Source organism: Nonomuraea turkmeniaca (assembly GCF_005889735.1).
GTDB classification, from domain to species: domain Bacteria; phylum Actinomycetota; class Actinomycetes; order Streptosporangiales; family Streptosporangiaceae; genus Nonomuraea; species Nonomuraea turkmeniaca.
Genome location: NZ_VCKY01000221.1, coordinates 1 through 17,746, shown reverse-complemented (window position 1 = coordinate 17,746; position 17,746 = coordinate 1). Strand labels below are relative to the sequence as shown.

Here is a 17,746-nt window from a genome sequence, read left to right as displayed (position 1 = left end):
GGATGGAACCACGGCCGGCTCGGCCGCGCCGTCACCGGAACCGCCGACCTGCTGCTGGCCCTGCCTCTCCTCCTGCTCGCGCTGCTCGCGGTGGTCGCGTTGCCGGGACCGGCCGCGGTGATCGTCGGCACCGTGCTCGGCGGTACGCCGCTGACCCTGCGAGTGGTCGCCGACGCCACGGCCCAGGCCAGGCACGCGGGATACGTCGAAGCGGCGCTGTCCCGCGGGGGGCGCAGGCGTGCCGTACTGCTGCGCGAAGTCCTCCCCGCGCACGCGGGCCTTGTCGGCGCTGACTTCGGCCAGCGGCTGGTGCTGGCCGTGCAGCTCACCGCCGCGCTCAACGTCCTCGGTTTCGGGCCGGCACCTCCCGCGCCGGACTGGGCTGCCATGCTCCGCGAGAACCTCCAGGACCTCGGACTCAACCCCGCGGCGACGATCGCACCCCGGAGGGGCTCGTACGGAACCAGACGATCATGGGCTGGGCCGGTCGCGTGGCGGTCTGACCACCAAGACGCATCTGGCCGTCGAACAGGGGCAAAGCCGCTGTCGTTAGTGGCCACGGCCGGGCATCGGGGTGACTCCCCGCAGTTCAGGCCGGTGCTGGAGGGGATCCGGGTGCCGCGTTTGGGCGGTGGTCGCCCCCGTACTCGCCCCGATCGAGTCCGGGCCGACAAGGCTTACTCCTCTCGCGCTAACCGCTCCTACCTGCGCCGGCGTGGTATCAAATGCACCATTCCCGAGAAGAATGACCAGGCGGCGCACCGCCGCAAACGAGGATCACGCGGCGGCCGACCTCCCCTGTTCAACAAGGTCGACTACCGCGAGCGCCACGCCGTCGAGTGCGCGATCAACCGGCTCAAGCGCAACCGCGCCGTGGCCACGCGCTACGACAAGCTGGCCGTCCGCTACGAAGCGACCGTGCACATCGCCTGCATCAACGAGTGGTTGTGACCACGCTCCTGGCCACGGCCGGAATCCTGCACACTCTGTTCAGCGCTGACCTGTACGTCTGGAAAGGGGGCCGATAGTGGGGCGCGAGTACATCCGGCTGAACGGAAACCGAGAGCGGCGAACTCATCGTGGAGCCGCCCGAGGACGCCCTCTACGAGATGATCACTGAGCTCGCCCTGCCCGACAACACCTTCGTCATCGTCGAACCAGACGAAGACGACCCCACCTGGTTCGCCTCAGTCGCCCGCCTCGACGATGGCACCTACGAGGTCGAATACCGCGACACGCTTCATCGGTATCACCGCCTTGACACCGCGACCGACCCGAGCCGCATCGCTTCTGACGTCACCATCTGGACCGCTCAGGCATCTCGAGCACACGCAGCCCTCAGCCGAGACTCCTTACCCGACTTCTGAAACAGGCCCTAGAACGGGCGCGCCCATGACACGTCCCATTGACGCCACAGCGTTTCGGCCTTCGGTGACGCTGGCGCTCAGTGCATGTTGGGCAGGGATGGCGATACCGCCCCGGCAGGTTACCGGAGCGGTATCGGCTTCACCCGTCAGATGGTCAGTTCCCGGTGTAGCGGAAAATGTAGAGGCCGTGGTCACGGTCGCTGGCGGCGACGTACTCCTGGCCGTTGTGCTCGAATACCTGCACACCCCAGAAGTTGTTGCCTCCCTCGTCGATGAAGTGACCGACTTCCTGGATCTTGCCGGCCACGATCCGCGTCACCCGGAAGCCGGCGGAGTAGTAGGAGAAGTAGGCGAGGTCCGCCTGCTTGGCGGACGTCGCCACCTCGTGCACCGACAGGTCGCCCTTTCCGGTCGCGTACGCGGGGTCGTGGGCCTCGGGCACCGCATAGGTGTCGAGCTCCTTCATCGTCTGCCGGTCGTACAGATGCACGTATCCCCAGCCGTCGAAGTACGACGAGAAGGTGAGCGTGTCGCCGGCAGTGCCGAGGGGCACGGGGAGCTGCTCCGGGCCCGTGCCGGCGAGGCAGTCGGCGTTGCTGTACGGCTGGTTGAAGATGGCGAAGCCCTGGCCGCGGGGCGCGACGCCGAAGGCAGGGATGTCTCCCTGGACGTCCATGCCGAGGGCGGCGTCGCAGGCGTCGGTGCCGGTGCGGTTGAAGATGAGGACCGCGTCGTAGCCACCGGCGGCGATGACAGCGGCGACCTTCTCGGTGAAGGTGCACACGCCGCGCTCGACCACGGCGATGTCCACCGCATTCGGGTCGCCCGCGGGGACGGCGGCGCCACCGGGGCAGGCGAGGCCGGCGAACTTGGCCACGCCCGTCAGCGCCTGTCCCGGGGTGAGCTTGGTGGTGCCGCTGCCCTCGCCGGCGCTGATCGACGTGCCGTCAGTGAGGTTCGAGGTCTTCAACGCGTACGGTGAGAAGTCCTCGTCGGCGGCCAGAACGTACCTGTTGTCGAGGGTGAACTCGGCCTGGTGGGCGTTGCCCTCCGGCCTGACGCTCAGCCCGCTCTCGGCCGCCTCGCGGTCGGGGTCGGCGAAGGTGCTGTCGGCCAGCAGCGAGATGTTCAGCGGGTCGGTGACGTCGATCTGGACGTAGCCGCCGTCCCAGTACGACAGCAGCATGACCTGCTTGCCGTCGATCTCCTTCACCACCATGTCGTGCAGGAAGATCTCGTCGAGGCCCGGCTGGGTGATGCCGGGGAGCTTCTCGTCGATGTCGTACTCGGCGATGACCTTGGGCTTCTTCGGGTTCGTGATGTCGAGGATGTCGACGTCGGTGCCTTCCTCGTTGTCCACGATGACGGCGTAGGCCTTGTTGCCGGCGTCCCAGGCGAAGACGCTGTGGATCTCGTTCGCGTCCTTCTTGCCGGCGCCCGCGACGGTTTCGTCGCCGATGCCCACCGCGAGGGGAGTGGGGTGGGCGGGGTCGGTGACGTCGTAGATGTTCAGGCCGCCGACCCCGGTGTGAGCCTTGCAGACCTCGTTGTTGGTGACGAGGATGTCGCCGGTGAAGGCGGGCGTGTCAACGCTCAGGGCCTGGATGCCTTCGCCGGGCGCGCTGCCCTCCTTCGCGACGATGAACGCGACTTCCTTCGGCTGGGCCGGGTTCTTGATGTCGACGACGTGCACGCCGTTGTACTTGCAGGTCGCGCCGCCCCATGCGGCCAGGTAGGCGTAGCCCTCGTGGACGCCGACGTCGGCGATCTTCTCCGGCTCGACGTTCTTCAGCGCGAGCTTGCTGATGAGCTCGACGTTGGCACTTGATGCGGGCAGGTGGCCATGGTCGCCGCCGTGTTGGTGGTGGTTGTGTGTGATCTTCGCGTGGTCGATCGCGCCGTCGCTGCTTGTCGCGCCGTCGTGCGCGAATGCGGACGGTGCCAGTGATACCAGTGTTGCGCCTGCAGCGATGGCTGCGGCTACCGCTAAGCGGCTGGCCTTGTGCCTCATAGAGGATGTTCCTCCGTAGTGGTGGCAGAGGATGGCAGTACGGGGAACATAAGGGCCGATACCGGCAGTCGGGAAGAGCTTCTCCTACATTTCGTAGGAGACTTACAGCTACAGGCAAAAATTGTCCGGTTTCATGGCGAAATGCGAACTTCTCAACACGACAGCTGTAATCCCACCGCAACAATGACGAGAGCAAGGGCCGGGGACAGAGCCAGCGCGATCGCGGCTCCCACGCTGAGCCTGCCTGGCACTTCGTGCGATTCGAGGCGGGCGATCCTCTGGTCCAGCAACTGCCGGGTCTCTCCAGTGGCGGCTAGGCCGCCCGGCGGGCTGGAACCGAGTCCCAGCCGGCGGAGCGCGCCGATCACCGGGGCATGGCCGTAGCGGTGCGCGGCCGCATCATCGGCCACCATCTCCACCAGCCGGGACAGCTCTTCCCGGGCGTGCCGGATGGTCGCCGACCACGGCAGCGCCGCCTGGACCGCGTCGACCACCGCGAGCAGGAGGTGGTGCCTGCGCCGTAGGTGGGTGCGTTCGTGCTCCAGCACCGCGCTCAGCTCGTCGGCGTCCAGCCGCTCCAACGCGCCGGTGGTCATCACGATCGGCCGGGAACGTCGCGGCAGGCAGTAGACGAGGAGTGCAGGATGTTCGATCAGGCAGACGTCGTTCGGATCGTCCGGATATCTCGCTACCAGCCGCACCATGTCGTGGTGCCGTTGCCGCTCGGCGATCGTGTGGCGCGCGCGAGCCGCGCCGACGCACAGCGTCCGCAACAGCATCCCGCCGGACACGAGGGCGAGCGTCATCGTCGCCAGTTCTCCGCTGTGCGTGTGTCCCGGCAGGCAGGAACGAAGGTGCTCGACCCAGGAATGCACTGGCCCGGGCGGCCAGGCGAGCATGGCGCCCGTCAGCGCCAGAAGTACGACGACCACACTCGCCACGACACCGGCCCACACCACCACGGCGACGCCGGCATGGCGGCGCAGCCATCCCGCACGCATGACCATGGGGCCCATGAGGTGGGTCATCAGAAAGGCGAGGACGATCAGCCCCGCGATGTTTCCGGTCATGGCCCCTCACTCCGCGTCGGGGGCACTCGCGCTCCGGTCGGCCAGCGCGTCGAGGAGCCTCTGGGCGTCCTGCGAGTCGACGCTCTCGGCGAACCTGGCCAGGACGGGACCGCGATCCGGAAGGTCCGACAGCGCGTCCAGCATCACGGCGAGGACATGCTCCTCGCGCGACCGCATGGGCGCGTAGGCGATCGCTGCGCCGGCCCGGCTTCGCGTGACCAGGCCCTTGCGAGCGAGCCGATCGGCGACCGTCTGAACCGTCGTGTAGGCGAGTGGCCGTTCCCGTCCACGATTCACCTGCTCCAGAACGTCGCGGATCAGCAGTGGCCGGCTTGCCGCCCACAGGCACTCCATGACCGCCTGCTCCAGCGGCCCGAACTCTCCCATCCGGCGTCTCCACTTCTCCGGAGCTTGCCACCATGGCGCGTGACTGCATCCCCCCAAACCGTATCGAAACCCGCCTCAAGCCCCCAAGCAGTTCCCGGGGTGCTCGCGGTCATATGCACTCGCGGGTCCGATGCCGAGAAGGTTCGCCGGCCAGTCGTCGAGGGTGCAGAGGGCGTCATCCCTGCCCAGGGCTCTTGTCTGGGCCGCGCGTTGGTTAGCGGGTGACGACCGGCGACCACCATAGGGATGTCCTTGGGATCCGACAGGGGAGGTCAGGCGCCACCCGTTGTTGAATATACCCTCTATGGGTATATTGCGGAGAGGACTGCTGTCGCATACGGAGGTGTGCGAGATGAGCGAGATATCCGTCAGGTTCGTTAGCCGGCTCGCGAGGATGGAGGCGCGATGAAGGTCGAGGGATTCGTCGCGGACGGATACGACGCGGTGCGCGAGGTCTTCCAGAAGCTGGTCGACGAGGACCGGGAGACGGGGGCGGGCGTCTCGGTCTGGAAGGATGGCCGCGAGGTCGTTCAGTTGAGTGCGGGCTGGGCCGATGCCGCGCGGACCCGTCCGTGGCAGGCGAACACCCTCGTCATGCCCTACTCCCTGTCGAAGGCGTTCGTGACGCTTGCCGCCCTGGTGGCGGTGCGGGACGGCGTGCTGCTGCTGGACGAGCCGATCGCCACGTACTGGCCCGACTACGGCGTCAACGGCAAGGAACGCACCACACTGCGCCAGGTGCTCACCCACCGCGCCGGCCAGCCGCGCTTCCCGGCCGAGGCCGCCGGCCTCGACCTGCTCGACGACGGCGGGCTGCGGGAGAGCCTGGTGCGGGCGGCGCCGGAGTACGTTCCCGGGACGTCGCTCGGCGAGCATGCGCTGACCTACGGGCATCTGGTCGATGGCATCCTGCGCGCCGGCGCCGGCACCACGCTGGTGGAGATGTTCAACGACGTGGTACGCCCCGCGCTGAGCCTGGACGCCTGGTTCTCGGTGCCGGATCCCGCGCTGGATCGTGTTGCCGACCTGGAGTACGCCGACCCGGCCTGGCCGCGCCGACTCCACGCCGCGCCATGGCTGCAGATTCCCGCCGGCGCCTTGGACATCGAGCGGACGAACTCCAGAGCGTGGCGGCAGGCCGTCTTCGGGGCGGTCAATCTGCACACGACCGCGACCGCCATGGCCCAGTTCTTCTCCTCGCTGACGAGCGAGGACGGCCCGGTACGCGCCCTGCTCGGGCCGCAACTGCACGCGGATCTGCTCGCCTCCCAGGTCACGGACTTCGACGAGGTCTTCGGCACGAGGATCACCTGGACGCTGGGCTTCGTCCGCGACCGAGGCAAGATCGCCAAGGGCGGGATCGGCGGCTCGGCCGCCTGGTGGTCGCTCACGCACGGCCACGGCTGTGCGTACCTGACGCGTCGGCTGGACGATCACTCCCGCGCCGCGGAGATCGCCGTCGCGCTTGGCGACGACCTAACCGTGGTGGGCGAGGACTGAGCACCAGCCCCGAGGCCAACGCTGCCGACACTAGAAGGGATAGCAAAGCTCAGGAACGTCCCTCTGGCCGCTTCCCGTTCTCGGATCAGTACACGTAGCCCATACCCTCGGCGCGCCACCCGGGCACACGGGGTTGTGCCTGGACTCCCGTCTCATCACTGGCTTGCTGGCCCTGGCAGGGCGGCCCGCCGTCGTACTGTCATGGGCGGACTGCGCCGAGTAGGCGGTCGCGCCAGTAGTCGTCGAGGTCGACCACCTTGATGATGTCTCCGGTTTGTGGCGCGTGGACCATCTTGCCGTTGCCGGCGTACATGCCCATGTGTCCCAGCCCTTTGCTGAACAGCAGGTCGCCGGGCTCCAGCTTGTCCATGGGGACGCGGCGGTCGGCGCCCCAGCTCCACTGGGTCCAGGTGGTGCGGGGGAGTTCGACTCCGCCTTTGCGCCAGGCGGCTTGGGTGAGGCCGGAGCAGTCGTAGGAGTCGGGACCTGTGCCGCCGTACCGGTAGGGCTTGCCGACCTGGGCGAAGGCGAACTCGAGCGCCAAGCGGGCGTTGCCGGAGGCCGGGCCTGTGTATTCGATGCCCGGGCTGTTGGGGTCGCCGGCTTGGAAGGCGCCCAGCCTGCGCAGGAGCTTGGTCTGTTCGGCGACCATCTTGTCGACCTTGGCCTTCTCGTCGCCCGCCTTAGCGCGCGCGGTTTCGGCCTCTGCCAGCGTCTTCTGGGCCTCTTGGCGCCGGTGACGCAGTTCCTTGGTCGTCGCTTCAAAGGCCTGTACCTTTTCCGCCCTGTCCTGGGCGATCTGCTGGAGGGTGGCTATGCCGCCGAGGATCTGCTCGGGGCTGCCCTGGGCGACGAACCGCTGCCAGCCCGTCGCAGGGCCGAACTGGTAGTCGTAGACCGCCACCGTGACGACGTCCCTGCGCAGGGTGTCGGCCCGCGCGCTCGTGCGGCCGAACTCGGCGTTGACGGCGTCGTACTTCTTCTTGGCCTTCTTATAGGTCTCGGTGGCCTGGTTGTACCGCTCGACGAGCTGGTCGGCCTGCTCGTTCAACTTGACCAGCTTGGCCCTGGCATTGGCGGGGGACGGGTCAGCTTGAGCGTTCGAGGTCAGTGCGATCAAGGCTAGTGCTGCGGCTAATGCCATTCGCCCAAGCCTTGTCAGCACGGTCACTACGACGCCTCCTCGTAAGTCTCCCAATCTGCGGCGAAATGCTACAGAAGTGCGAGGGGTGATTGGTTCCAACTGCGGCAATTCGTCTTGGGAGGCCGACGTCTACTACTTGCGATAGCACCTGCCATACGGAGATGCGCGGGCTGGCTGCGGGGCGTTCACCGGCATGACCCCGGCGTCACGGGAGTTCGGGAGCCGGCGCGGCTGTCAGTCGAGCCAGCCGAGCCGGGCCGCCCGCACCCCCGCCTGGAACCGGCTGCTTGCGCCCAGCGCCGCCGTCAGTTCGCTCACCAGGCGTGTGACCGTGCGGGTCGAAACGCCCAGGCTGCGGGCGATCGCCGAGTCCTTTGCCCCGGTGGCCAGGAGACGCAGTACGGCGCGCTGCTGGTCGGTGAGGACCGAGCCGTCTGGGGAGCCGGGCACGTCCTCCGGCTCCGAGGCCGTCATCCAGCAGTAGTCGTAGATCGCCGCGATCGAACTGACCACGCTCGCGCCGCTGATCAGCACCGCGCCGGCCTCAAGGTCGTCCGGGTCGGCCTGCACGATCGCGGTGCGTCTGTCGTAGACGAGCACGCGGGTGGGGATCACCGGCGCGACCCGCACCTCTACGCCCAGTCGCCTCCAGTGGCCTACGTACTCGCGGATCAGCGGGCTGGACAGGGAGATCTGTGCGTACAGGCTCCGGACCCGTGCTCCATTGCCCACCGTCACCTTGGTACGCGCCAGGCCGGCCTCCAGGCTCTCGCGTGTCCAGTCGGCCGGCGGATGCAGGCCGACGACCTCGTGCCGGCTGAGCTCCGCCAGTTCGCCGATGCGCTGGTTCAGGCGCTCGCGGTCGGCGCGCGGGAAGAACTCGACGTGCGCGTCGCCGCCCGCCTGCCGGGGCAGATCGAGGTAGTGCTGGGCCAGCGCCGCCATCCTGACGTGCTGCTCGACCAGGGTGTCGAGCGCGCGATGGCTGCTCTGAAGGGTACGGGTGAGCGCGGCGGCCACGTTGACGGCGGTCTGCGTGTCCGGGTTCAGCAGGTTGAGCCGGGTGAGCTGGTCGCGGGCCCGCTCGATTTCCGCTGTGGCCAGTTGGAGGCCCTGCGACGCTTCGGGGAATGATTCGCCGCGGCCGTGCATGCGTGCGTACAGGGCCTGTGCGACTCCATCGTCCTCCAGGTCCTCCACAGCGCTCCTTTCCCGGATGATCCCCCCGAACCATGACATATCTGGCTTTGCTCCGGCAAAGCCGCTCACTTCCGGTTTCCGCCATGGCGTCTGTCGGAAGCCTCCGAAAGCTCCCTGGCCTCGCGCTTTACGCAACGATCCCCTGGAGGGCGCGAGATCAGATCATCGCGCCCCGGCACGAAGGAGGAATCCGGTTGATCACCATTGCATACAGCCTGGTCACCTACGAGGTCAGCGGCCTGTCTCCGGCGACGTGCGAGCACTGCCTGTCGGCCATCAGGTCCGAGCTCATCCAGGTCCGGGGCGTCGTGGGCGTGGACGTCACCCCGGCACGCTCACGGGTGGGCGTGCTCACGGACGGTCCAGTGGATCGGGGACTCATCGAGGCGGCGTTCGCGGCCGCTGGTTGCGACGTGTAGGAGCTGACAGGCGGCTGCGCAGCGTCCCAAGTTCGGGGAAGGGACACGCGTTCCCTTCCCCGAACCGCGACGCCGCCTCAGCGATCGGCGCGGCGGGCTGCCGCGAGCGGCTTGGACGGGATGGCCAGCGTGGGCCGGGCCGCGGAGTGCATGACGCGGGTGGAGATGCTGCCGGACAGCACCGGACCCAGTCCGGGGCGACCGCGGGGGCCGAGGACGATCAGCGAAGCGTCGAGCTTCGGCGACGTCCACGACGGTGTCGGCGACGTTTCCTGGATGGCGTGCCGGGCGTCGTGGGTGATGGGGATCATGGGATTCTCCTTTGCGAGGGGAGGGTCAGCGGCTGGAGGTGGCGACCTCGTCGGCGGGCACAGACGCGTGAGAGCGCAGGGTCGCCGCAGCCAGCAGCGCACCGAGCAGGGCGATGCCGGCGGCTCCGATGAACGCGGCGGAGAAGCCGCTGGTCAGGGCGGGCAGGTTGCCGAGCTGCGCGGCGCCGTTGGCGGCGGCGACGGCGGTCATCGCGGCCAGGCCGAGGGCGGAGCCGACCTGGTAGCTGGTGTTGACGATGCCGGAGGCCAGGCCGCCTTCCTCGGGGCGGGCGGAGGAGATGGCGGTGCCGAGTGAGGGGATGAAGGCCAGTGACATGCCGAGGGCGGCGACCAGGCTGGCGGGCAGCACGTCGGTGGCGAAGCTGCCGTCCGGGCTGATCAGGGCGAGCCAGGCCATGGCGGCGGCGAGCAGGGCAAGGCCGGTGACGGTGGTGGTCTTGGGGCCGAACCGGTTGATGGTCCGGGGCGCCAGGACGATCATGCCGATCATGATGAGGACGGTCATCGGGAGCAGGGCGGCGCCGCTGGGGAAGGCGCTGTAGCCGAGGACCTGCTGCAGGTAGAGGTTGAGGAAGAACCACATGGGGATCCACGCCCCGCCGAGCAACAGCTGGGTGAGGTTGGCGGCGGCGAGGTTCGGGGTGCGGAAGATCGACAGCCGCATGAGCGGCTGGCGGCGGCGGGCTTGGATGGCGACGAAGGCGGCGAGCAGCGCCACGGCGGCGGCGAGCACGAGCCAGGTCTGCGCGGATGCCCAGCCGATCTCGGGCGCGCGGACGATGGCGTAGACGGCGGCGCCGAGGCCGAGGGTGACGGTCAGTGCACCGGTCACGTCGACGGAGCCGCGTTGGGGCTGGGCGGCGGGCATCAGCGGGCCGGTGGCCAGCAGGGCGACGAGGGCGATGGGGATGTTGATGTAGAAGACCCAGGGCCAGCTGAGGTATTCGGTGATGACGCCGCCGAGGAACACTCCGGCGGTGCCGCCGGCAGGTGCGGCCGCGCCGTACAGGGCGAGGGCCTTGGTGAGCTCCTTGGGGTCGTGGCCGAAGAGCATCATCAGGAGGGTGAGGGCGGACGGGGCGATCAGGGCGGCGCCGACGCCCTGTACGGCGCGGCCGGTGAGCTCGGCCAAGACCTCGGGGGCGATGCCGGCCACCAGCGAGCCGGCGAGCAGGATGAGCCAGCCGGCCCCGAAGAGGCGGCGGGCGCCGAACAGGTCGGACAGACGGCCGCCGAGCAGGAGCAGCCCGCCGAAGGCGACGACGTAGGCGTTGAACACCCACGACAGGTTCTCCTGGGAGAAGCCGAGGTCTTCCTGGATGCGGGGGAGGGCCACGCCGATGATCGACGTGTCCATGATGACGATGAACTGGGCGGTGGCGATCAGGGCCAGGGCGGTCCAGCGCCGGGGGGATGGTGCGGACATGAGTGATCTCCTCGAATATCTATACCGGGGTAGGGTATAGCTCATGCGGCAATATACCTCGGGGGGGTACATGTGCGACGGCTAATCAATACCACAAGGGGGTATATGTCAAGCCCGGTCGGCTTCCGGGTGCCGCCACAGAACCGCCAGAGCGATGAGCGCCGCAGGAATGACCAGCGCGAACCCGATGAGCATCCCGATGCCGAGCCCCATGAGCTCCTGGAGCCGGCCGAGGGCCACGTACAGCGCCCCCGCCACGGCGACCGACACGCCGAGGACCATGCCGGCCGCGCTCGCCGGTGCGTCCGGCGCGAGGTCTTGTGCGATCACGACGTTGATCGGGCTGCTCACGTACAGGAGGGCACCCGCCAGGCGTGGTTAGGCGGCTCGGATGAGGGGTGTTGACCGACTGTCCGTAACAACCGCGAAGCGATGCTTCCTATTGATCATCGTAGAAGCAGGCTTCTACGTCAGTGTGACGACGGAGATCAAGGCGGTAGCCGTCCTGCGCATGCGGTCGCGCAGGTCGGGCGCCTGAGGTCCGCGAGTGAGCAGAAGTTGATGTGCGGCGCCCACCAGTGCGAGGGCGAGTGACTCGGCATCCGCCTCGGCCCTGATGCGGCCATGTTCCTGCTCGGTGCGGAGATAGGCGGCGAAGGCCCGCTCGCTGGCGTCCATCTCCAGCGTGCCGTCGGCAAGCGCCTCGCCCAGATGGCTGATGATGGACGGTCTGGCCATGGCAAGCCCGGCGAGCGCGAGCAGGTTGCCCGCGAACAACGTCTCGATGGCGTCCATGAGGTTGTCGACGATGTTTCCCGTGCCCGCCAGTCCGGGCAGGCGGGCCATTTCGGCGCTCGCCCGGCCGGCGCGATCGAGGAAGAGTGCGGCCAGGAACGCGTCCAGATCTGCGAAGTGTTTGTAGAGAAGGCCGGTGGCGCACCCGGCCTCTTTGGTGATCGCACGTCCGGTCAGGCCTGATGGGCCCTTGCTCAGGAGCACTCGCTCGGCGGCGTCGAAGAGCTGCTGCCGTACGTCCGGGATCGCAACGCCACGCGGTGACATGAGCCCTCAATCTACCTGATCAGCATTTACAGGGAATGAGCATGTGCTCATACTGAATGAGCACATGCTCATTCTCGACTGTGAGGAGCCTTATGGAGACGCGAGAGTTCGTCTGGACCCGCCGGCACGTGGTGTCGCTCGGCCTACTGTGCCTGGCCCAGGTGTTGGACAGCGTGGACGTCACGATCGTCAACGTCGCGCTACCGGCGATCCAGGACGACCTGGGGTTCTCCACCGCCAACCTGTCGTGGGTGATCAACGCGTACATGGTCGTGTTCGGCGGGTTCCTCCTGCTCGGCGGCCGGCTCGGCGATCTTTACGGCCACCGGCGCGTCCTGCTCGCCGGGGTCGCGCTGTTCACCGCGGCTTCGGCCGCGGCCGGGTTCGCGCAGAGCGACTGGGCGCTGGTCGCGGCCCGGGTGGTGCAAGGGCTGGGCGCGGCGCTCATCGCCCCCATGACGCTGGCGCTGATCGCCCTGATCTTCCCCGAAGGGCCACCGCGGAACAGAGCGTTTGCTATCTGGGGCGCCGCGACCGGGGCCGCGAGCACCGTGGGTCTGATCGCGGGCGGGCTGTTCGCCGACGGGCCGGGCTGGCGCTGGATCTTCTTCGTCAACCTACCCATCGGCCTGCTCCTGCTGGTCGCCGGGCGGCTACTGGTCGGCGGGGAGCGGCCCGCCCGCACCTCTCGCGGGTTCGACCTGCTCGGCGCACTGACCTCCACGGCGGGAGTGGGGCTGCTGGCCTACGCCGTCCTGCAGACCGACGCGAACGCCTGGTCCTCGGCGCGCACGCTCACCCTGCTCGCGGTTGCCGCCGTGCTGCTGGCCTACTTCGCCCTGCACGAGACGCGGATCGCCAGGGAGCCACTGGTCCCGATACGGCTCTTCCAGAACCGATCGCTGCTCGGCGCCAACGTGATCCAGGCGCTGAGAGGCGCCGCGATGTTCGCCGTCTTCTACTTCGCCACCCTCTACCTGCAAGGCGTGCTCGGTTACTCCGCCGTGGTGACCGGGCTGGCGTATGTGCCGCTGACGGTGATCCTCATCGCCGCGTCCGTCCTCGGACCACGGTTGGTCCGGCGGTTCGGCATCGGCCTGGTGATCGCCGCAGGGTCGCTGGTCACGGCCGGCGGGCTGCTGATGTTCACCCGCCTCTCGCCCGGCGGCACGCTCATGGCGGACGTCATGCCGCCGCTCCTCGTCGTCGGGCTCGGCCTCGGCGTCATCGTGGTCCCGCTCACCACGGCGGCTCTGACCGGGGTGCCGCCTTCGTCCAGTGGCGTGGCCTCGTCGCTGCTCAACGTCAGCGCCCAGCTCGGTGGGGCGCTGGGGCTGGCGGTCCTGTCCGCTGTCGCGGTCCGCGCCACCGCGTCCGCGCCGGCCGGGTCGGTGGAGGGACTCGTCGCCGGATACCGCCTCGGCTTCGGAGTGGCCGCGGGGCTGATGGCCGTGGTCGTCGTCATCGCGCTCGCCGTCCTGCGCAACAGAAGGGAAGAGTCATGAGCAGCAGAGCCGTCATCATCGGGGCAGGAATCGCCGGGTTGGCCGCCGCGCTGCGGCTGCACCAGATCGGCTGGGAGCCTGTGGTGATCGAGCCTGCCCCGGCCCGCAGGAGCGGCGGATACGTCGTCGCGTTCATCGGCCACGGCTACGACGCCGCCGAGCGCATGGGCATCCTGCCCGCGCTGCGCGAGCGCCACGTCGGCGCCGTGGACATGGTCAACCGGAAACCCGGAGGGCGGCACCGCTTCACCGTCCCGCACCGCACCATGCAGGCCCTGCTCGGGGACCGCGGCCTGACGCTGATGCGCGGCGACATCGAGGAAGCGCTCTATGAGGCAGTGGAGGGCAAGGTGCCGATCCGATTCGGCACCACCCTCACCGCGGTGAAGCAGAATCAGGATGGTGTGCGTGTCGAACTCGGCGACGGCACCGTACTCGAGGCCGAGTTGCTGGTGGGCGCGGACGGGCTGCACTCGAAGGTGCGCGAGCTGGTCTTCGGTCCGGAAGTGCGCTTCCGCCGCGACCTCGGCCATATGGTGGCCGCGACGACACTGGATCACCTGCCGGACGGCGCACGCCAACGCGCCTTCACCACCGTCACCCGCGTCGGCCACATCTTCACGATCGCCAACCTGGGGCCGGGTCGGACGGCGGCCTTCTTCACCTACGGTGCCGCGAACCCCGCCGCCGAACTGGCCAAGGGGCCACGGCGGGCGCTGGCCGACGCCTACCGGGACATCACCTGGGCCGCGCCGGACCTGATCCGGGACATGTCCACCGACAGCGTCTACTTCGACAGTGTCAGCCAGATCGTCGCCGACCGCTGGAGCGACGGCCGGGTGGTGCTCCTCGGCGACGCCGCCTGGTGCGTCACTCTCTTCGCCGGCTACGGATCCTCACTGGCAGTGGGAGGTGCCGAGCTCCTGGGAACGGCGCTGCGCCGCCACCCCGGCGACATCCCGGCCGGCCTGCGCGAATGGGAGGCCGAACTGCGTCTCGAAGCCGAAGAACGGCTGGCCATGGGCCGCCGCAACACCAGAGCCCACGCGCCCGCCAACCGGCTGGACCTGTTGAAGCTGGAGCTGCCCTTGCGTCTGGCCGCCGTGCCGCCGGTCACCCGCTTGCTCCGCAGACACCACCGCCTTCACTAGCGCTCGCACTGCTCGGTACGGCATGGGGCGTGGTGGTAGCCGCCGTGGCCGTGCAGCTCTCGAGCTAGGAGATCGCGAAGCCGCCTACCTGCGCAGGGCCCTGAATTGGGTAGGGGGTACTCATCTCCTTCGGGCTGATTCTGCTTAGCCTCCGGGTAGCCACGAAGGAGGATGGAATGGCCACCCTGCCCCAACCCGTGATCGTAGCCATGGCAGACCGCGCCGTGCGCCTGTACCATGCGCTCTGGCACGCGTCTCGCGATACCTGGGAAAGGCTCACCGAAGCCCAGCGGAAGGTGTACCGCGATCACGACTGGGAGCCGCCGCGTCCGTCGCTGACCGCGAACAGTCAGGTCCAGTTCGACAACGGCTCCGGCGAGGACTTCCTGTTCATGCACCGGGAAATGATTCGCACCGTGAACGAGATCCTCACCGACCTGGCAGATCCGCAGCACCCTCGGGTGGTGGGATGGCCGTCCATACCGGGCGCGGAAGACGCGGAATTCCCCGTTCCGCCGCCGTTCATCGTGCCCGGCAACGACGCGACGACCAGTTCCATACAGCGAGCCAAGAGCGCGGAAACGCTTGCGCGGCTACGTGAAAGGGAAGCCGAGGTCACCGATCCGGCGGTGCTACGGGGAATGCCGCTCGGCCGTCTCGGCGCGTTCATCGAATTCCGCATCCACAACACCCTGCACATGCGCTGGGCGGCCGAGAGGCCCAAATACCGGCCGGGTGGCTCGGCCTTCGACGTCGACACCCAATGGGACGTGCCGAGCTATGACTGGCTGGCCGACACCTACTCGAGCCATGTCAATCCGATCTTCTGGAAGCTGCACGGCTGGGTGGACGCCCGCATCGACGACTGGATGAGGGCCAACGACAAGACTGGGCCGGTTCCCTGGACCTTCGACCCTCCATGGACAGGTCCGGCGACGCCCGGGCACCATCACCACCATGTGGTTGAGCTGGCACGTCGCGCCCGCCCGGGCAACGCCGAGGCCGTCGCCCTCGAGTCACACGTCCGCGCCCTGGAGGACACCATTGGGGCGTTGAAGGACAACGGCATCCCTGAGCCTGTCCCCTTCATCCAGCTGGACTGATCGCATTGGACGCCGCGGACCTGACTGGTGCCTACACGTACCGGAGCTTTTTCAACCTGCCCGACCCGGTGGACGACTTCAACAGGCTCCGGTTCGGGCAGTTGGAGCTGAGACTGTCAGCCGACCACGACGGAACCCTCAGCGGACTCCTGCTCTTTCCCGCGCCACCCGGCACGGAATCCCCGCGCTTGGACATCGCTGGAAAGGTGTCTGCCTCGGACCCGCTGCACTTCCACTTCACCGGCAAAGGCCGCCCAGGCACGGCCATCGCCGACTTCCACTACGAATACGACGGAACCGTCCTGCGAACCTGGGAGGCCGGCATCGGCCAGCGCATGACACTCGCGGGAACAGTCCTGCGGGCAGCAGACCACGGAAGCGGCGCCAGCCTCGCCAGGGCGGGCCAGACGGCCAGCTTCCTCGCGGTCAGACGAGGATCTTGAACTTTCCTGCCGGATCGAGAGCAGCGCTCTCGCAGCGAATCGCCTTTACCGCCTCGCCGTGTGTCGGGTCGCCCAGGCCCCGGCACGGCGAATTCCTTGCGCGACAACGCGACGGGCCGCCCGTCGCGGGTGACGGTACGGCGATGCGGGTCGAGGCGGATGCCGGCGCGCTCCAGCACCGGGGGAGCAGCCGGTCTGGCGCGTCTGCCCAGGGCGTGGATGCGGGCGATGAGCTCGGCGAGATCGAACGGCTTGGTGAGGTAGTCGTCGGCGCCCAGGCCGAGCCCGCTCACCCGCTGACTGACCGCCGTGGCGGCGGTGAGCATCAGGATCCGGGTGTCGGTGGCGGATTCGACCAGCGTCGCGCACACCTGGTCGCCGGAGACGCGAGGCAGGTCCCGGTCCAGGACCACGACGTCGTAGTCGTTGACCGCCAGCCGCTCCAGCGCGGCGTCGCCGTCGTAGGCAACGTCGACCGCCATGGCATGGTTGCGCAGCCCCGCGGCGACCGCGTCGGCCAGCAGTCGCTCGTCTTCCACCACCAGTACACGCACGCCCGCCATCGTCCCGCCGGCCGCGTTAGGAGCCGGTTAGCAAATCCCCTAGCGGGGCCCTAACGCCCGTTTTGCTGGACTTGCGCCGACCGGGAGAAAGGAAACGCATATGGCCGGCATTCCCCTATGGATACGGGTGCCAGGGACCATTGCCCTCGTCCTGATCGGGGTGGTCGTCAGCGCGGTGCTTGCGGGCGCCGCCGGGGTCGGCGGCGGGGCGGGACCGGACAAACACGCACCGGTGCAGCGCCAGAACCAGGAACAGCCTGGTGGCGGTCACCGGTCGCCCGCCGGGGCCCATTGACGGAGTGAGGTCGACCATGCAACCTGCCACCCGATCGTCGCACCAACTGGGCCGCCCGCTGGGCACCGGCCGCGACTGGCGTCGCCGGCTCCTCTTCCACCACGGGCCACTCGCCCTCGCCAGTGCCGTGCTCTTTGTCCTCTTCATGAGCGTCCCGCCCTTCACGGACGGGGGCTTCGCGCTGCTGGACATGGGGTCCTCGTCTCCGCTGCCGGAGATCGCGCCGTACGGTCGGCATGGCGGCGGTGGTGGGGGCCGTACGTTCGAAGCGCAGTTCACCCTCGCCAGCGGCTACACCGCCACCGCGCTCCTCGCGCTCACGCTGCTCATCGGCCCGGCCAACCTCCTGCTCCGCAGGCGGATTCCCGACTCCACCTCCCTGGCCCGCGACGCAGGGATATGGGCGGCCATCACCAGCCTCGTTCACGTGATCATCGGGCTCAAGGCCCACGGCTACGCCGGCGACCTCTTGGCCAGCTCACCCAGCGCGTGCGCCTCCGGCACCGGGATCGGCCGCCCGCAGGGGGTCTGGTCAGGCTGATGCAGGCCGAAGGCGCGGACGAAACGGCCCACGGCATCCTGAAGCTCACGCTCATCCGCCATGGTTCGACCGTACAACCATCTTGTTGCACCGCAACTAGCGATCTTTGGTCTCGCGTTTCTGGACGTTTGTGTCAAGTTTCACGACGCCCGAGGGAGCCGAGCTTGGGCGGCGTAGTCGTCGACGTGCCGGGTGATGGTCTTGAGTGCGGCTCGGAGTTCGGGCGG

Annotated in this window: 18 protein-coding genes and 2 pseudogenes; 9 read left to right on the top strand and 11 right to left on the bottom strand. The window is 68.5% G+C overall.

Going from position 1 to position 17,746, the window contains the following annotated elements; all coding sequences use genetic code 11:
• The 3 genes and pseudogenes from ETD86_RS58710 to ETD86_RS42585 all read left to right on the top strand — a co-directional run.
• Positions 1-393 (top strand): annotated as a pseudogene (locus tag ETD86_RS58710) (ABC transporter permease subunit); the annotation flags it as partial.
• 85 nt (positions 394-478) lie between these two features.
• Positions 479-951, top strand: a pseudogene (locus ETD86_RS58705) (IS5 family transposase); the annotation flags it as partial.
• A 128-nt stretch (positions 952-1,079) separates the two neighbouring features.
• Entirely contained in the window at positions 1,080-1,367 is a 288-nt protein-coding gene (locus tag ETD86_RS42585) for a hypothetical protein (RefSeq protein WP_211370657.1), read from the top strand.
• A 154-nt stretch (positions 1,368-1,521) separates the two neighbouring features.
• Here the strand turns inward: ETD86_RS42585 and ETD86_RS42580 are convergent, their stop codons facing one another.
• The 3 genes from ETD86_RS42580 to ETD86_RS42570 form a co-directional block, all read right to left on the bottom strand.
• A complete protein-coding gene (locus tag ETD86_RS42580) occupies positions 1,522-3,378 on the bottom strand; it encodes a PA domain-containing protein (RefSeq protein ID WP_138672315.1) in 1,857 nt (618 codons plus the stop codon).
• 152 nt (positions 3,379-3,530) lie between these two features.
• Entirely contained in the window at positions 3,531-4,448 is a 918-nt protein-coding gene (locus ETD86_RS42575; protein WP_138672314.1) for a M56 family metallopeptidase, read from the bottom strand.
• Between the two features lie 6 nt (positions 4,449-4,454).
• Positions 4,455-4,835 (bottom strand): BlaI/MecI/CopY family transcriptional regulator, encoded by a 381-nt coding sequence (locus ETD86_RS42570; protein ID WP_138672313.1) that lies wholly within the window; start codon positions 4,833-4,835, stop codon positions 4,455-4,457.
• A gap of 405 nt (positions 4,836-5,240) precedes the next feature.
• Between ETD86_RS42570 and ETD86_RS42565 the strand changes: the two genes are divergently transcribed.
• Positions 5,241-6,335 carry a serine hydrolase domain-containing protein gene (locus ETD86_RS42565; RefSeq protein WP_138672312.1) on the top strand — a complete coding sequence of 365 codons (1,095 nt, stop codon included), beginning with the start codon at positions 5,241-5,243 and terminating at the stop codon, positions 6,333-6,335.
• 199 nt (positions 6,336-6,534) lie between these two features.
• Here the strand turns inward: ETD86_RS42565 and ETD86_RS42555 are convergent, their stop codons facing one another.
• The gene (locus tag ETD86_RS42555) at positions 6,535-7,455 is read right to left on the bottom strand and encodes a C40 family peptidase (protein WP_246149115.1); all 921 of its coding nucleotides are present in this window, start codon (positions 7,453-7,455) and stop codon (positions 6,535-6,537) included.
• A 258-nt stretch (positions 7,456-7,713) separates the two neighbouring features.
• Complete coding sequence (locus ETD86_RS42550; protein WP_170223558.1) at positions 7,714-8,679, bottom strand: helix-turn-helix transcriptional regulator; 966 nt, start codon at positions 8,677-8,679, stop codon at positions 7,714-7,716.
• 194 nt (positions 8,680-8,873) lie between these two features.
• On the opposite strand from ETD86_RS42550, the gene ETD86_RS42545 reads away from it, so the two are divergent.
• Complete coding sequence (locus ETD86_RS42545; protein WP_138672309.1) at positions 8,874-9,098, top strand: heavy-metal-associated domain-containing protein; 225 nt, start codon at positions 8,874-8,876, stop codon at positions 9,096-9,098.
• A gap of 77 nt (positions 9,099-9,175) precedes the next feature.
• Here the strand turns inward: ETD86_RS42545 and ETD86_RS42540 are convergent, their stop codons facing one another.
• The 4 genes from ETD86_RS42540 to ETD86_RS42525 all read right to left on the bottom strand — a co-directional run bounded on the left by ETD86_RS42540 (position 9,176) and on the right by ETD86_RS42525 (position 11,918).
• Positions 9,176-9,409 carry a universal stress protein gene (locus ETD86_RS42540; protein WP_138672308.1) on the bottom strand — a complete coding sequence of 78 codons (234 nt, stop codon included), beginning with the start codon at positions 9,407-9,409 and terminating at the stop codon, positions 9,176-9,178.
• A gap of 25 nt (positions 9,410-9,434) precedes the next feature.
• Entirely contained in the window at positions 9,435-10,856 is a 1,422-nt protein-coding gene (locus ETD86_RS42535) for an MFS transporter (RefSeq protein ID WP_138672307.1), read from the bottom strand.
• Positions 10,857-10,964: 108 nt separating this feature from the next.
• Positions 10,965-11,207, bottom strand: coding sequence for an MFS transporter (locus ETD86_RS42530; RefSeq protein ID WP_138672306.1), 243 nt, complete (start codon positions 11,205-11,207; stop codon positions 10,965-10,967).
• Between the two features lie 114 nt (positions 11,208-11,321).
• A complete protein-coding gene (locus tag ETD86_RS42525; protein ID WP_138672305.1) occupies positions 11,322-11,918 on the bottom strand; it encodes a TetR/AcrR family transcriptional regulator in 597 nt (198 codons plus the stop codon).
• 92 nt (positions 11,919-12,010) lie between these two features.
• On the opposite strand from ETD86_RS42525, the gene ETD86_RS42520 reads away from it, so the two are divergent.
• From ETD86_RS42520 to ETD86_RS42510, 3 genes are all read left to right on the top strand, one after another.
• Positions 12,011-13,423 (top strand): MFS transporter, encoded by a 1,413-nt coding sequence (locus ETD86_RS42520; protein ID WP_170223557.1) that lies wholly within the window; start codon positions 12,011-12,013, stop codon positions 13,421-13,423.
• The gene (locus ETD86_RS42515) at positions 13,420-14,574 is read left to right on the top strand and encodes an FAD-dependent monooxygenase (RefSeq protein WP_138672303.1); all 1,155 of its coding nucleotides are present in this window, start codon (positions 13,420-13,422) and stop codon (positions 14,572-14,574) included. The genes ETD86_RS42520 and ETD86_RS42515 overlap by 4 nt, the downstream gene beginning before the upstream one ends.
• 176 nt (positions 14,575-14,750) lie before the next feature.
• Positions 14,751-15,677 carry a Tat pathway signal protein gene (locus tag ETD86_RS42510; RefSeq protein WP_138672302.1) on the top strand — a complete coding sequence of 309 codons (927 nt, stop codon included), beginning with the start codon at positions 14,751-14,753 and terminating at the stop codon, positions 15,675-15,677.
• A 280-nt stretch (positions 15,678-15,957) separates the two neighbouring features.
• Here ETD86_RS42510 and ETD86_RS42505 read toward each other — a convergent pair whose 3' ends face one another.
• Together ETD86_RS42505 and ETD86_RS42500 are read right to left on the bottom strand one after the other, a co-directional pair.
• Positions 15,958-16,674 carry a response regulator transcription factor gene (locus ETD86_RS42505; RefSeq protein ID WP_138672301.1) on the bottom strand — a complete coding sequence of 239 codons (717 nt, stop codon included), beginning with the start codon at positions 16,672-16,674 and terminating at the stop codon, positions 15,958-15,960.
• Positions 16,675-16,798: 124 nt separating this feature from the next.
• A complete protein-coding gene (locus ETD86_RS42500; protein WP_138672300.1) occupies positions 16,799-16,996 on the bottom strand; it encodes a hypothetical protein in 198 nt (65 codons plus the stop codon).
• On the opposite strand from ETD86_RS42500, the gene ETD86_RS55965 reads away from it, so the two are divergent.
• On the top strand, positions 16,995-17,519 hold the full coding sequence (locus ETD86_RS55965) for a hypothetical protein (protein ID WP_170223556.1): 525 nt from the start codon (positions 16,995-16,997) through the stop codon (positions 17,517-17,519). The two genes, ETD86_RS42500 and ETD86_RS55965, sit on opposite strands and share 2 nt — an antisense overlap.
• The last annotated feature ends 227 nt before the right edge of the window (positions 17,520-17,746 follow it).